The organism is Halomonas sp. OfavH-34-E (genome assembly GCF_024124525.1).
Taxonomy (GTDB): domain Bacteria; phylum Pseudomonadota; class Gammaproteobacteria; order Pseudomonadales; family Halomonadaceae; genus Halomonas; species Halomonas litopenaei.
Map to the genome: position 1 here is coordinate 1 of NZ_JAMXRY010000009.1, position 14138 is coordinate 14138.

The 14138-nt window shown below is 65.7% G+C and carries 11 protein-coding genes and 1 pseudogene; 8 read left to right on the forward strand and 4 right to left on the reverse strand.

Features of this window, described 5'->3' with window-relative positions:
* Nucleotides 1-429: pseudogene (locus tag NH448_RS05855) on the forward strand (sel1 repeat family protein); the annotation flags it as partial.
* A 294-nt stretch (nt 430-723) separates the two neighbouring features.
* Nucleotides 724-1752: an L-glyceraldehyde 3-phosphate reductase gene (mgrA, locus tag NH448_RS05860; RefSeq protein WP_045992562.1), complete on the forward strand. Its 1029-nt coding sequence runs from the start codon at nt 724-726 to the stop codon at nt 1750-1752.
* Between the two features lie 118 nt (nt 1753-1870).
* On the opposite strand, the gene NH448_RS05865 is transcribed toward mgrA, so the two are convergent.
* Together NH448_RS05865 and NH448_RS05870 are read right to left on the reverse strand one after the other, a co-directional pair.
* A complete protein-coding gene (locus NH448_RS05865) occupies nt 1871-2323 on the reverse strand; it encodes a hypothetical protein (protein ID WP_045992561.1) in 453 nt (150 codons plus the stop codon).
* Nucleotides 2323-3171, reverse strand: a complete 849-nt coding sequence (locus tag NH448_RS05870) for a tyrosinase family protein (protein WP_045992560.1) — start codon at nt 3169-3171, stop codon at nt 2323-2325. The genes NH448_RS05865 and NH448_RS05870 overlap by 1 nt, the downstream gene beginning before the upstream one ends.
* 279 nt (nt 3172-3450) lie before the next feature.
* Between NH448_RS05870 and NH448_RS05875 the strand changes: the two genes are divergently transcribed.
* The 3 genes from NH448_RS05875 (at nt 3451) to NH448_RS05885 (ending at nt 6628) form a co-directional block, all read left to right on the forward strand.
* Nucleotides 3451-3750, forward strand: a complete 300-nt coding sequence (locus tag NH448_RS05875; protein WP_045992559.1) for a hypothetical protein — start codon at nt 3451-3453, stop codon at nt 3748-3750.
* A gap of 286 nt (nt 3751-4036) precedes the next feature.
* Nucleotides 4037-5455 (forward strand): DUF1800 domain-containing protein, encoded by a 1419-nt coding sequence (locus NH448_RS05880; RefSeq protein ID WP_253028497.1) that lies wholly within the window; start codon nt 4037-4039, stop codon nt 5453-5455.
* 33 nt (nt 5456-5488) lie between these two features.
* Nucleotides 5489-6628: a DUF1501 domain-containing protein gene (locus tag NH448_RS05885; RefSeq protein ID WP_253028498.1), complete on the forward strand. Its 1140-nt coding sequence runs from the start codon at nt 5489-5491 to the stop codon at nt 6626-6628.
* 46 nt (nt 6629-6674) lie between these two features.
* Here the strand turns inward: NH448_RS05885 and zigA are convergent, their stop codons facing one another.
* Entirely contained in the window at nt 6675-7898 is a 1224-nt protein-coding gene (gene zigA, locus NH448_RS05890; RefSeq protein ID WP_253028499.1) for a zinc metallochaperone GTPase ZigA, read from the reverse strand.
* Between the two features lie 115 nt (nt 7899-8013).
* Between zigA and NH448_RS05895 the strand changes: the two genes are divergently transcribed.
* A complete protein-coding gene (locus tag NH448_RS05895) occupies nt 8014-8703 on the forward strand; it encodes a DUF1826 domain-containing protein (protein WP_253028500.1) in 690 nt (229 codons plus the stop codon).
* Nucleotides 8704-8764: 61 nt separating this feature from the next.
* On the opposite strand, the gene NH448_RS05900 is transcribed toward NH448_RS05895, so the two are convergent.
* A complete protein-coding gene (locus NH448_RS05900; protein ID WP_253028501.1) occupies nt 8765-10036 on the reverse strand; it encodes an FAD-dependent oxidoreductase in 1272 nt (423 codons plus the stop codon).
* A 153-nt stretch (nt 10037-10189) separates the two neighbouring features.
* Between NH448_RS05900 and NH448_RS05905 the strand changes: the two genes are divergently transcribed.
* Together NH448_RS05905 and NH448_RS05910 are read left to right on the forward strand one after the other, a co-directional pair.
* Complete coding sequence (locus tag NH448_RS05905; RefSeq protein ID WP_253028502.1) at nt 10190-11641, forward strand: NAD-dependent succinate-semialdehyde dehydrogenase; 1452 nt, start codon at nt 10190-10192, stop codon at nt 11639-11641.
* 264 nt (nt 11642-11905) lie between these two features.
* The gene (locus NH448_RS05910; RefSeq protein WP_253028503.1) at nt 11906-14089 is read left to right on the forward strand and encodes a bifunctional diguanylate cyclase/phosphodiesterase; all 2184 of its coding nucleotides are present in this window, start codon (nt 11906-11908) and stop codon (nt 14087-14089) included.
* Nucleotides 14090-14138 lie beyond the last annotated feature (49 nt).

Below are 14138 nucleotides of genomic sequence, written 5' to 3' on the forward strand. Positions count from 1 at the left end.
GACGCCGGCAGCCTGTCGGCACGCGCCCTGCTTGGCACCGCCCTGGTGCGAGGCGACCAGAGCCTGGCTCAGGACCCGAGCCGGGGCGAACAGCTGCTGACCAGCGCCGCCGACCAGGGACACGCCGGCGCCCAGGCCAGCCTCGGCCGCGAGTACCTGCGCGGTGAAAACCTCGAGCGGGATACCCGCCAGGGCGCCGACTACCTGCTCAAGGCCGCGCGTCAGGGCCACGAGACCGCGCGGCTGGCGCTGGCCAAGGCCTACCTGGCCGCCAATGGCCTGGAGAACGCCAACCGTGAGCAGGCGCTGGTATGGCTCGACGGGGTCATGGACGGCAACTCCCAGATGGCGTCCCAGACCCTGCACGACCTGCTCTCCGACGAGGCTACCCTGGCCGCCATGCCGGAGACCATGAACGCCGGCGGCTGACCCCTGCCCCTGGCGTCACGCCCCAGGCGCCATGTGCCCACTAACTGGCACATGGCGCCCTGGGTTACCTCACGGCTTCTCATGCCCGCAGCTTCACCGTCGCCTGAGTCCCCCTGAGTATTCTCCCGCTCGCCTTTCCAGGCGCTCACCATCTTGCCCGGACTGCGCCCTTGCCTGCGTGCTGCCCGCCTTCACCTGGCTTTTTCGGGGCGGCCCTTTTGGATACCTCGACAAACACAGCTAAAGTGCTGAGACGACAGCCACGGCGCCCGTGCGCCCTGACAGGAGACCACCATGAGCTATCGTCCCGCCGAAGACCGTTACGAACGCATGCGCTATCACCGCTGCGGTCGCAGTGGCCTCAAGCTGCCCGCCCTGTCCCTCGGGCTGTGGCACAACTTCGGCCACAACGCCCATGAAGACAACGCTCGCGAGATCTGCCGTACCGCCTTCGATCACGGCATTACCCACTTCGACCTGGCCAATAACTATGGCCCGCCGCCTGGCAGCGCCGAGTCCATGTTCGGGCGCATCCTCAAGACCGACTTCGCCGGCCACCGCGATGAAATGATCATCTCCACCAAGGCGGGCTATAACATGTGGCCTGGCCCCTACGGCGAGTGGGGCAGCCGCAAGTATCTGCTGTCGAGCCTCGACCAGAGTCTCAAGCGCCTGGATCTGGACTACGTCGACATCTTCTACTCCCACCGCTTCGATCCCGAGACACCGCTGGAAGAAACCATGGGCGCGCTGGACCAGGCAGTACGCTCGGGCAAGGCGCTCTACGCCGGTATCTCGTCGTACAGCCCTGAGCGCACCCGCGAGGCCGCTCGCCTTCTGCGCGAACTGGGAACCCCCTGCCTGATCCACCAGCCCAGCTACTCGATGATCAACCGCTGGATCGAGGACGACGGGCTGCTCGATGTGCTGGACGATGAAGGCATCGGCTCGATCGTCTTCTCGCCACTGGCCCAGGGCCTTTTGACCGCCAAGTACCTGGGTGGGGTGCCTGACGACAGCCGTCTTGCTCGCGGTGGTGCGATCCGCGAACAGCACCTGTCCGACGACAACCTCGAGCGTGTCAGGGCGCTCAACGCCATCGCCGAGCGGCGTGGCCAGAGTCTGGCGCAGATGGCGATTGCCTGGGTGCTGCGCGGCGGCCGCGTGACCAGCGCCTTGATCGGCGCCAGCCGCCCCGATCAGGTCAGCGACTGCGTCGAGGCCCTGGACAACCTCGACTTCAGCGACGAGGAGCTGGCCGACATCGACCGCTACGCGGTGGATGGTGGGGTCAATCTATGGGCCCAGTCCTCCAAGGCCTAGGGCTTGTCTGAAAAGTGCCTGCGCTCGTCGACTTTTCGGACAGTGCCTCGGCAAGCCAGCTCGGCAAGCCAGAAAGCATCAAGCCTGCCGCGCACACCGAAACTGCGCCTGCGCTCGATCACAAGGTGACCAGTTGCACCCCGCTGCAACACACCAGTGACTTGTCGCCACGATCGGGCCAGGCCTCGCGCGTATAGGCGTAGATCTGGATGTCCAGGGTGCTCTTGCCAGCGTGCAGATGGCGCTTCAGGGCCTGGGTCACCGGTACCCGCTTGAACGCCGGTGTCATCGGATGGGAAGGCCGGGTATCGAAACGTCTGAGACCATCCGGGCCATGGCAGTGTCCTGGCGAACCCCAGCATTCGGCGTGGCCGAACAGCGCAAAGGTGCCGGCATAGCCCCGGCTTTGCGGGGTCACCCTGGCCGGCAGGCGCGCGCTGAAGAAGAGCCAGGCGGTGTAGCTGGGGCGCAGGTGGTGGATGCCATACAGCTCGACGAAGGCTTCCTCGAACTCATCGGCGCGAAGCGCGCCCAGGTCGAGCCGCGGCAGGCGATAGCGTTGCTCGATCATCAGGCCTCCTCCAGACCGCTGCCGGCCAGGGTCAGGTCCGCCACCGAACGGGCATACTCGTAGCCCAGCGACTGGACATTGAGCACTTCGCCGACGGTCAGGCCGAAGGGTTCCAGCACGATCTCCTCGAGTCCCGGGGGAAAGTTGGTGATGCCGTGGCGCTTCTGCCACAGCGACCAGAGCCGGTCGATCATGCAGTGGTGAGAATAAAAGATCGGATCATAGGCTGCGTAGGTGGTGCTGGCCATGGTCGCACCGACATAGACGTGGAGCTGATCATGCACCGTCTCGATCAGGTCATTGAACTGCTCGAAGGTGTCCACCCGCTCCACCAGGAAGGCCGCGATCTCGCCCAGCGTCGCCCGGCCATCACCGTTCACGTCGGCCACCGGAAAGGAAAACACCGGCAACAGGCCGTCGGGATCACGCTCGGTGACCAGGTCCACCGGTTCGGGCACCTGGGGGGGGAAAAGCTGGATGCGCGAGGAGTGGAGCGGATTCTCCTCGCCATCGATCAGCGCAACATCGAAGGCCTCGGGAATGCCCTCGCCTTCGGTCCAGTCCCACCAGGGGATCGAGACCTCTTCATCGATATCCTGCAGCGACTGCTCCAGACGATGGAGGTAGGCCCGGTGCCAGGGCAGAAACAGCCTGGCGCTAAGGCTGGTGCGAGGCGAGAACTGATGATGCCAGCACCAGCGCCCCGGGGCGCCATGGATGCCGGCGTAGTGGTAGAAGCCTCGATTATCCTGTCGAGCCTTGGACGCGCCCAGTGCAGCGATGTAGCGGCGCATGTGCACACGCTCGGCAGCTTCCACTGGCAGGCGATACATCATCTGACCCGACATGCTTCCCCCTTGCCGTCGCTGTCGACGGCAGTCCCGGGAGCCGAAGGACGATTATCCCCGGCTCGTTTCAGCCTAGTTCAGTCCACAGGGCTCGGCCACGCCACTGTTCGCCCTCATTACCGGCCAGCCAGCCGGCTCGGCTCGCCCCCGAGACATCGTCCTGATGGTCCCAGCCTGCACGGAGCGACCGCCCGTTATTGAGCAATTGCTCAAAATGCGTTTGAATGGCGGCCACCCACGACATCACCGAGTCGTCCCGCGCCCTTCCAAGGAGTCCCCATGGCAAGCGTCACCAATCGAACCCTGCTGGATCTGGGGCGGCTGACCGCCAACCTGGTCACCTACCCCGAAGGCCACAGCGTCTATCGCCACAATGACCCCATGGGTGGCGGCCGCTACTACAAGCTGAACCTCATCCTGAAGGCCCCTCAGGCTGGCGGGGTGTTCGAGACCGAAAAGGTGATCTTCAACCTGTTCGACCGGGTGATCCTGTTTCGTCCCGACCTCTACCAGCACAGCGTCTCGAAAATCGAAAAGGGCAAGCGGGTGCTGTTGAGTATTGCCCTGCACACCCCCTAAGCCTACGGCTTGCACCCCCACCGAAGGCCCTGACCTGAGGCGTTGGCGTTGGCGTTGGCGTTGGCGCGACACGCCTATCGAAAATGCACGAAAGGTGCGCCTTAGGCCGGTGCAAGCGTAGCCCTGGCCTCGGACCTGGGCCTACTCGATCATCCACCCCTGCTCGGCTGAACGCCCCCGCCACCTACCGGCCAAACTGTTGGCGATCCCCGGCGCCTCACCCCAGGGCCGGCCCCCGGCATCCTGCCCCAGGCTTCGTCAGCCATGCCAACAGGAGGCGTCAGCTGTGACCACCACCCTCGTTCAGGCGGAAATCGCCGCCAATCGCTTTGGCCTCGGCGCGGGGCCAGGTGAGCTTGCCGAGATCGCCAAGGACCCCCAGGGCTGGGTGCTGGCGCAGATCGACGAGGCCGAACGAGCGCCACTGATCGATCCTCTCGCCGCCCTGCCATCCACCATCACCTATCTGGAACACTTCGATCGCTTTCGCCGAGACCACGCGGCCGCCCGTCGACGCATGAGCGAGGCCGCCGCCAATGACAAGCCCACACAGAGCCTGCCGACCCTGCTCGAGCGTTTTGGCGCGATGAAACAGGCCGAGATCCAGGCCAGGGGGCGCCAGCAGTGTCTGAGTCCGTTTCCGGTACTCGAGCGCTGGGTGATGTTCTGGAGCAACCACTTCACCGTGTCCGCCGACCGCGGCGGCGTACAGTTGCTGCCCGGGGCCTTCGAGCGCGAGGCCATCCGGCCCTATGTGTCGGGTAGCTTTTCGGCCATGCTGCTGGGCGTCGAGCAGCATCCGGCCATGCTGCTCTATCTCGACAATGCAGCGTCGGTGGGCCCCGATTCGCCGCTGGCCAGAAGTGCCAGAGCTTCTGCCGGACGGCTCGGGCTCAACGAGAACCTGGCGCGGGAAATCCTGGAGCTGCATACCCTCGGCGTGGACGGCCCCTATCAACAGCAGGACGTGATCGAACTGGCCAGGGCCATCACCGGATGGCGGACACGGCTCGAACTGCCGCCATCGACCGAGGCGCCGGCCCTCGGCCCCTACGGCAGCCTGTTTCATGGCGCGGCCCATCAAGGCGGCGAGCGAGAACTGCTGGGGCGGCGCTTCGCTGCAGGCGGGGCCAGGCAGGGGCGTGACATGCTGCGTTTTGTGGCCGGCCAGGAGGCCACCGCAACCTTTGTCGCCACCAAGCTTGCCCGTCACTTTGTCGCCGACGACCCACCCAGTGAGCTGGTATCGGCCTTGGCCTCCACCTTCCAGCACGAGAACGGTCGCCTGTCGACGCTGTTTCGCACCCTGTTCAGCCACCCCCAGGCGTGGCAGCCGCAAGCGCTCAAGTCTCGCCGTCCACAGGAATATCTCGTCGCGCTCTATCGCGCCCTGGGCAAGGCACCCTCGCCCGATGGCAGTGACTGGGGCCAGCAGCTTCGCCTGCTGGGCCAGCCACCTTTTCTTGCCGGCGCCCCGGCCGGATGGAGCGATGATGCCAACGACTGGATCGGTGCCGACACCTTGAACAAGCGACTGCTGGTGGCCCAGCGCCACGCCGGTGACGCCAGCGGCGAGGCCATGGAGCTGGCCCAGCAGAGCCTGGGCCCTCGCCTGCGTGAAGCCACCGCCGTGGCGCTCAGTCAGGCGCCCCGCAACCAGGCGCTGGCCATGGTGCTGGCAAGCCCCGAGTTTCAGTGGCGCTGAGCGCCGTCGCGACACCACCCAATGGAATCCGCTATGTTCAACCGACGCGAGTTTCTCAAGGCGCTGGGCGCAGGCACCAGCCTGCTGCTGTGGCCCTCGCTGGCTGCGGCAGACTCCCCGCTCGGCAAGCGCCGCCTGGTCGTCGTACTGCTGCGCGGTGCCCTCGATGGCCTCGCCGCCGTCCCCTGCGACAGCGACCCCGCCTACCAGCGCTTGCGCGGTAGCCTGGCATCGCAGGAAGGAGTCGTTGCACCACGACTGGACGGGACCTTTTCGCTGCATCCGTCACTGGCCTTCTGCCACCGTCTCTACCAGGCCGGCGACTTCGCCGTGGTTCACGCCTGCGGACTGCCCTATCAGGGACGCTCGCACTTCGACGCCCAGGAGTGCCTGGAAAACGGCACCGCCACCCCCACAGGAAGCCGCACCGGCTGGCTGAACCGAGCGGTGGGCAGCCTCGGCGACACCCAGGGGCTGGGCCTCACCTCCTCGCGCCCGTTGTTGATCCGTGGGCCGGCCCCCTTCGCCACCTGGTCGCCGTCGGCGCACGGCACCACCCAGCCGTCACTGGCCCAGCGGGTCGCAGCGCTCTATCGACAGGATGCCCGACTGGGCCCGGTGTTCGAGCGCGCCCTGGCGATGCAACAGATGGCCCCCACTGGCGTCGACAGCGGTGGCCGGCTGGAGGACACCCTGGCGGCGGCAGCGCAGTTCCTGTCCGCCGCAGATGGCCCCCAGATCGCCATGGTGGAGGACGACGGCTGGGACACCCACGCTCGCCAGAATGCGGTGCTGTCACGCAAGCTTGAACAGCTGGATAGCGGGCTTGCAGCGCTGCACGGCAAGCTCGGCGAACGCTGGCAGCGCACCGCCGTGGTGGTCATCACCGAGTTTGGCCGCACGGTGGCCGTCAACGGCACCGGTGGCACCGATCATGGCACCGCCAGCTGCATCCTGCTGGCCGGTGGCGCCATTCGAGGGGGGCGCGTCCACGGCCAGTGGCCGGGGCTCGCCCGGTTGCGTGACGACCGTGATCTGATCGCCGCCCAGGACACCCGCGCCGTCCTCAAGGGTGTGCTGCGTGACCACCTTGGCCTCGACCTCGATCCCCTGGCCGAGCAGGTCTTTCCCGACAGTCGGCAGGTGGGCCCTCTAGCTGGCCTGATTGGCTGATCGGCTGGCCTGAGCGGCTGGCGGTAATGGCGTCGTGCACCGGGCCTTACCAGGCTGGAAAAGGGTCATCCGAGCCGACCCAGGCGTCCATGCCGAGGGCCAGCTCCGATTCGCTCAGCAGGCACTCATCCAGCGCCTGACGAATGCGATGCTCCGCCAGGTTCTGGCCGATGAACACCAGTTCCTGGCGCATATCACCGAAGGGCTCCTGCCATTTGGCCAGAATCGCCTCGCGATACTCCGGGTCCTCGGGCCACTGATCCTCGGGTACCGCCCGCCAGAAGCGACCCGCCAGGCCATGGTGAGCGATGCCTCCCGCCTGACTCCACTGACCGGCGAACTGAGGACGGCTGGCTAGCCAGAAGAACCCCTTGGAGCGCAGCAAGGTGCCACCGAACCAGTCGCCATGCAGCAGTTCATGAAACCTGCGCGGGTGGAAGGGGCGGCGCGCCTCATAGGCAAAACTCGAGATACCGTACTCCTCGGTTTCCGGCACATGCTCACCGCGCAGCTCCTTGAGCCAGCCCGGCGCCCGCTGGGCCCGCTCGAAGCTGAAGCGTCCGGTATCCAGCACCCGCGACAGCGCCACCTCGCCCTGGACCATGTGGACGATGTCGGCCTCGGGATTGAGGGCGCGCAGTACCGCCTCGACCTCCGCCAGTTGCTGCGCCGAGATCAGGTCGCACTTGCTGATCGCCAGCACATCGCAGAACTCGATCTGGTCCACCAGCAGGTCGGCGACATTGCGCTCATCGTCCTCGCCCAGCGACTCCCCCGCCTCCTTGAGGGAGCGGGCTTCAGAGTACTGGCTCAGAAAATTGGCGCCATCGACCACGGTGACCAGGGTATCGAGTCTGGCGATCTCGGACAGGCACTGACCGTCCTCATCGGCGAAGGTAAAGGTCTCCGCCACCGGCAGGGGTTCAGAGATGCCGGTGGATTCGATCACCAGGCTGTCGAAGCGCCCCTCCTCGGCCAGCCTGCGGACCTCGATCAACAGGTCCTCGCGCAGGGTGCAGCAGATACAGCCGTTGCTCATCTCCACCAGGCGCTCTTCGGCGCGGTTCAGCGTGACCCCGTCCTCCAGCTCGTCTGATGCCCCTGGCCCACCGCGCACCAGAGCGGCGTCGATATTGACCTCGCTCATGTCATTGACGATGACCGCGACCCGACGCCCCTGGCGATTGGCCAGAAGGTGATTCAGCAAGGTGGTCTTGCCGGCTCCCAGAAAGCCTGACAGTACCGTGACCGGCAACCTGGCATCATTCATGAACCTGTTCTCCCCATGTGCGCTCGCAAAGGAAAGCCCCTCTCTGCACGAGGCGCTTTCCTTGTTTTAAATGTTACGTTATAACATTGTAAACACATCCCATGGAGACGCCAAGATGTCGCTGTCGAGCTCACTGTCCACCTGCGTCGACGGAGACGCCTCGAGCGCGTCTTGCGAGGCGCAGCCAAGTGTCCACTGGGCCCAGGGTATCGATGCCTCGATCCTGCCGCGCATCTTCGAGCAAGGCATCACCATCGCGGTGATGCAGCGCGCGCTGTCCCCCAGCCTGGAACACAGCATCCAGGCACAGTGCGATACCAAGCGTCGCTGGAGCTTTCAGTGGCTGGGACTTCCCGACGTCGCCATGAAGCGCGAACTCCGGCGCAGCATGCCCGCCCCGGAGCAAGCCTGCCCCCTGGTAGACGACGTGGTGCTGTTGACCCAGGCCATGGCGATGCTGTTCGACACCGACACTCTGGGGGTACGGTTACGCCTGCTGGACAGCGCCATGTGTCCACGCTTTCACTGCGACAAGTTGCCGGTACGACTGGTCACCAGCTATCGGGGGCCGGGCAGCGAATGGCTGCCCGAGTCTGCGGTCAATCGCGCCGGGCTCGGCGCACCCTCGCCGGACAAGCCCGAGACGCTTCGTCAGGCCCATGCCATTCAGCGGCTGGGCACCGGCGACCTGGCACTGTTGAAGGGAGACGGCTGGAGCGGCAACGAGGGCCGCGGACTGGTACACCGCAGCCCGGCGCAGCAGGCAGGGGAGACGCGCCTTCTGTTGACCATCGATCCGAGCTGAGTCGAGCGGCCGCCGACGCTTTGCCAGGGGCGTGGCGGCCGCCTGCGCACGCAACGCGTGGTCAGTGGATCTTCAGGCGTGGCCCGACCGAGCGGCCGAGGACGTCGCTCAGCGCCTCGGCGGTACCCTTGAGTGGCCCCAGCAGGATGAACTGGTGCTGGCGCTGCAGTCCCTGGTAGGCCGCCCGCGCGAGTCGCCCGCGCAACTGGACGTCGTCGGCGAACCAGCCTTTCACTTCGCCGACGCTGCCGGCCTCACCCAGCGACAGCAGGGTACCCTTGTCCTCGTAGACGAAGGGCGCCGGCGTTTCCCCCGCGAGAAAACGCGGCAACTCCTTGGCCAGATGTTCTGCCTGCTCGCTGGCCGCCTGGGCGGTGGGCGGTGCGGGCTCGTCGTCGATAACCGAGCAGTCGCCCAGCGCAAAGACGTGATCACTGTCGACACTCTGCAGGGTCGGCTTCACCCGCCACTGGCGCTTCTTGTTGGTCGCCAGCGCGTCGATCGAATCGGCCACCGGCGGCCCCACGCGACCGGCCGCCCAGATGGTCAGGTCCGCCGGAAACTCGTCGCCGCCATCGGTGATCAGACGGTCGCGATCGACGCGACTGACCTGTTGTTCGGTATGGATGTCGATGCCGACATTCAAAAGGCGCTTGCGGATGGACTGGCGCACCTCATCCTCCATGCCCGGCATGAAGGTATCGGTCGCCTCCAGCAGGGTCACCTTGACCCTGGGCTGGCACTCTCGTGGGGCCACACTCGAGGCCCGCGCCTCGGTGGCCAGCAGTCCCGCCAGTTCCACCCCGGTAGCCCCTGAACCGACGATGGCGATATGGAAGGGATCACTGCGCTGCCCGGCGCGATGTGCCAGCAGACCCGTCGAGAAGCGCTCGAAGAGTCGCTCGGCGTCGGCCTCGCTGTCGAGCATCAGCGCATGCTCGAGCACGCCCTCCACGCCCATGTCCGGGGTCACCCCGCCAATCGCCAGCACCACCGCCTGGTAACCGATGCAGCGACCGGGCACCCTCACCCGACCGTCGTCTTCGCGCCACTCGGCCAGGGTCAGGGTACACGCCTCGGGATCGATGTCCGCGAGTTCACCGCGCTCGAAGCCGAACCCCCAGTGCTCGGCGAGCCCTGCGTAGTCCAGCTCATCGACCTCGCCACGCCGAAAACCGGCGGCAAGCTCATGCAACCGCGGTTTCCACACATGGGTGGTACTACGGTCGATCAGCAATACGTCCTTGTGGCCTGCCTTGGCCAGCCGGATGGCAAGCTCGAGGCCGCCGGCACCACCACCTACGATCACCACGCCTTCACTGCGAACGTTCATGGGACCTCCTGTCATCGCCCCTGCGGGGGATCCACAGGGACGTCCGGTGTCGATTCGTCCCCACCCTACCACTCCGAGCCCGGCTTGAGGACATGCTCGTTGCAGCGTAGTTTGGGGAGGTCGGAAACGGAACTTCTTCAGGAGATTGCCCCTATGCACACCCCTGAGAACCAGCTGATGACAGACCATGCCTATCTTGGCGGACGTTGGGTCGAGGCCAGTGACGGCAAGACCCGGGAGGTCGAAGACCCGGCCACCGAAAAGACCATCGGCAAGGTGCCCCAGCTGACCGAGGACCAGTTGGGCGAGGCCATCGACGCCGCCAGTCAGGCCTTCGAGCGCTGGCGTGACACCCCCGCCCTGGAGCGCGCCGACGCGCTGATGGCCTGGTACCAGGCGATGCAGGACAACGCCGAGGCGCTGGCCCGCCTGATGACCCTGGAGCAGGGCAAGCCCCTGGCCGAGGCCCGCGGCGAGGTCGATTACGCCGCCAGCTTCCTGCGCTGGTTTGCCGGCCAGGCGCGACGCATCGCCGGTGATACCCTGGCCTCGGATGACCCCGACATCTCGCTTGGCACGCTGCGCCAGCCGGTCGGCGTGGTGGCCATCATTACCCCCTGGAACTTCCCGCTGGCGATGATTACCCGCAAGGTCGGGGCCGCGCTGGCGGCGGGCTGCACCACCCTGGTCAATCCAGCAAGTCAGACCCCTTTCTGCGCACTTGCCCTGGCCAGACTGGCCGAACAGGCCGGGCTCAACCGGGGCGAGTTCAATGTCCTCACCTGCCCCGGCAAGCGCTTTTCCGAAAAGGTCTGTGACGACGATCGCGTTCGCGCGCTGTCGTTCACCGGCTCCACCGAGGTCGGCCGGACGCTGCTGGCTCAGGCCGCCGACACGGTCAAGCTCAGCGCCATGGAGCTGGGTGGCAACGCCCCTTTCATCGTCTGCGAGGACGCCGACCTGGACGCCGCCGTGGAAGGCGCCATCGCCGCCCGCTTCCAGACCAGCGGACAGGACTGCGTGGCGGCCAACCGCCTGTTCGTCCACCGTTCTCTCTACGACACCTTCATCGAGCGCTTCACCCAGCGCATGAATGACATGCCGGTGGGCAACGGCTTCGATGAGGACAGCGAGATCGGCCCGCTGATCAACCGCGACGCGGTGGCCAAGGCCCGCGAACTGGTCGAGGACGCCAGATCCCGGGGGGCGCGCGTGCTCGGTCGCGGCCAGGACCAGGCCCCAGGGCCACGTTTCTTTATGCCGACCCTGGTGGCCGACTTCACCGATGATATGCGCATCGCCAGTGAAGAATCCTTCGCTCCCCTCGCCCCGGTGCGCGCCTTCGACCGCGATGACGAGGCCATCGCCGCTGCCAACGACACGGTCTACGGTCTGGCCGCCTACGTCTATGCCAAGGACCAGCAGCGCATCCGTCGCTACCAGCAACGTCTGGAAGTCGGCATGGTCGGTACCAACACCATGGATATCACCGGGCCCCAGGTCCCCTTTGGTGGCGTCAAGCAGTCCGGCCTCGGTCGTGAAGGCGGCCTCGAGGGCATGGAGGAATACCTCGAGACCAAGTACCTGTGCACCGCCCATGGCTAGCGTGTACACACCCTGAGTCCCCCGGGAGAAGCGCAGCCTTCTCCCGGGGAGCACGGTTATCTCCTGCTACCCCGTCCCGCCGAGGATACCCGGCAGGGGCTGCGGCGCCCCCACCGACCCACAGATCCCCCCTCCAGACTCCGTCAGAAACTTAAGAAAAGCTGGCTTTTCAGGAGATTGCCTCACCTCCTGCACAAGGCTGAGGGTAAAGTGAATGCGACACCTGGCCGATACTAATACTTTACTCTCAAGGATCTCACCTGCATGGACCACTCGCTTGCGTCCTACAACCCGGCACTGGTCGCCCTGAGCCTTGGCATCGCCGCCATCGCTTCGCTCACTGCCCTGGATCTCGCCGGACGCGTCAGAGCGAGCCAGGGCCTTGCCCGCCACCTGTGGCTTGCCGGCGGTGCCTTCGCCATGGGCACCGGCATCTGGTCGATGCACTTCGTCGGCATGCTGGCCATGGACCCCGACTCGCACTTCGCCTACGGGATCCCCCTTACCCTGGCGTCCCTGCTGGCGAGCCTTCTCGCTTCCGCCTTGGCACTGGCAACAGTGCAGTCAGGCCACCTCACCGGTCCTCGCCTGGCCGTCGGCGCGCTGATCATGGCTAGCGGCGTCTGCCTGATGCACTACATCGGTATGGAGGCCATGCTGTCGGTAGACAGCCTGCGCTACCGACCGGACCTGTTTGCCCTGTCCGTGGTTATCGCCGTGCTAGCCTCGGCGGTCGCCCTCAGCCTGGCCTTTCGACTCAACCCGGTGGGGGGACGCTCCCCGTTGTGGCAACGTGGCCTGGCCTCGCTGGTCATGGCCGCAGGCATTTCGGGCATGCACTACACCGGCATGGCCGCCACCAGCTATCGCACCCTGAGCTACTCGGCCTCGGCCCCGGGCATCGGCACCGACCGGCTGGCCATCGTGGTGGCGCTGATCGCCACCTGTATCATGCTGGCAGCGTTGATGATGTCGATCTACGACGCCCATCTGTCCTCGCGCAATGCTCAGCTGGCACGTTCGCTACAGCAGGCCAATCAGGAGCTCAAGGACCTGGTCCATCATGACGTCCTGACCCAACTGCCCAACCGACTGAAGCTCGAGGAGCACCTCGATGAACTGCTCGAGGACAATATCGATACCTTCGCGGTGTTCTTCGTCGACCTGGACCGCTTCAAGCAGGTCAATGACGGCCTCGGCCACCATGTGGGTGACGAGCTGATCAAGGGCGCGGCCCGACGCCTGCAGATGGCGGTGCGCGACAGCGACCTGGTCGCCCGGGTGGGCGGCGACGAATTCATGGTGGTCACCCATCAGGTTGCCAGGCGCGGCGACGCTGAAGCGCTGGCCCAGCGCATCGTCAGTTCGCTGGACAAGCCCTTCCAGATCGGCAACAGCATGGTCAAGGTCTCCACCAGCCTGGGCATCAGCCTTTACCCCGACCACGGGCGCAGCAAGCACGCCCTGATGGTCCACGCCGACGCCGCCATGTATCGCGCCAAGCAGCAGGGACGCAACAACTTCCAGTTCTTCGCCTTGGACATGACCTCCGAGGCGGACCGTCGCAGTACCCTCGAGCGACGCCTGACCCAGGCCATCGAGGAGGATCGCCTGAGCCTGGCCTATCAACCGAAGATCCGCGTCGACAGCGGTGAGGTCTCTGGCGTCGAAGCGCTGCTGCGGTGGCACGATGAGGAACTCGGCCAGGTCACTCCTGACGAGATCATTCCCGTCGCCGAAGACTGTGGCCTGATCCTTCCCCTGGGCGCATGGGTGCTACGCACCGCCTGCCGGTTCTCGAGCGAGTGGCTCAAGGAGTCCGGCGAGCCATTGCCGGTGGCGGTCAACATCTCGGCCATTCAGCTCAATCATCGCGGCTTCGTGGCCACCATCGAGGCTGCGCTTGCCGAATCGGAGCTTCCCCCTCACCTGCTGGAACTCGAACTGACCGAAAGCACCCTGGTACAGAACCCTGATCGCGCCCTGGAAGTACTGAGTACCCTGCGCAACATGGGTGTGCTGCTGTCCATCGATGATTTCGGCACCGGCTATTCCAACTTGACCCAGTTGAAGTATCTGCCCGTGGACCGTCTGAAGATCGACCGCACCTTCATGCAAGGCGTGGTCGATTGTGAACAGGACGCGGCCATCGTCCAGGCGGTGATCTCGCTGGCCAGGTGCCTGGGGCTTCATATCATCGCAGAAGGTGTCGAGAGCGAAGAACAGCTGGCCTTTATCCGCCAGCTGCAGGGCCACGAGTACCAGGGCTACCTGTTCAGCAAACCGGTCCCGGCCGAAGAGCTCAAGGCACTGTTGGCCAAGGGTCACCTCGTGGCAGCGGCCGCAGCGGAACCCCGACACGTCACCCGGGATACGCCGGTGCGCGAGGCCCGCCTATCCGGGCTCGAGCCTGAAGGCAGACCTTCCCACCCCACTGGCATCGTCTAAACGGCAGCCCGATACCGTCGATACAGGCTGCTTGACCTTGCCGGTCAGG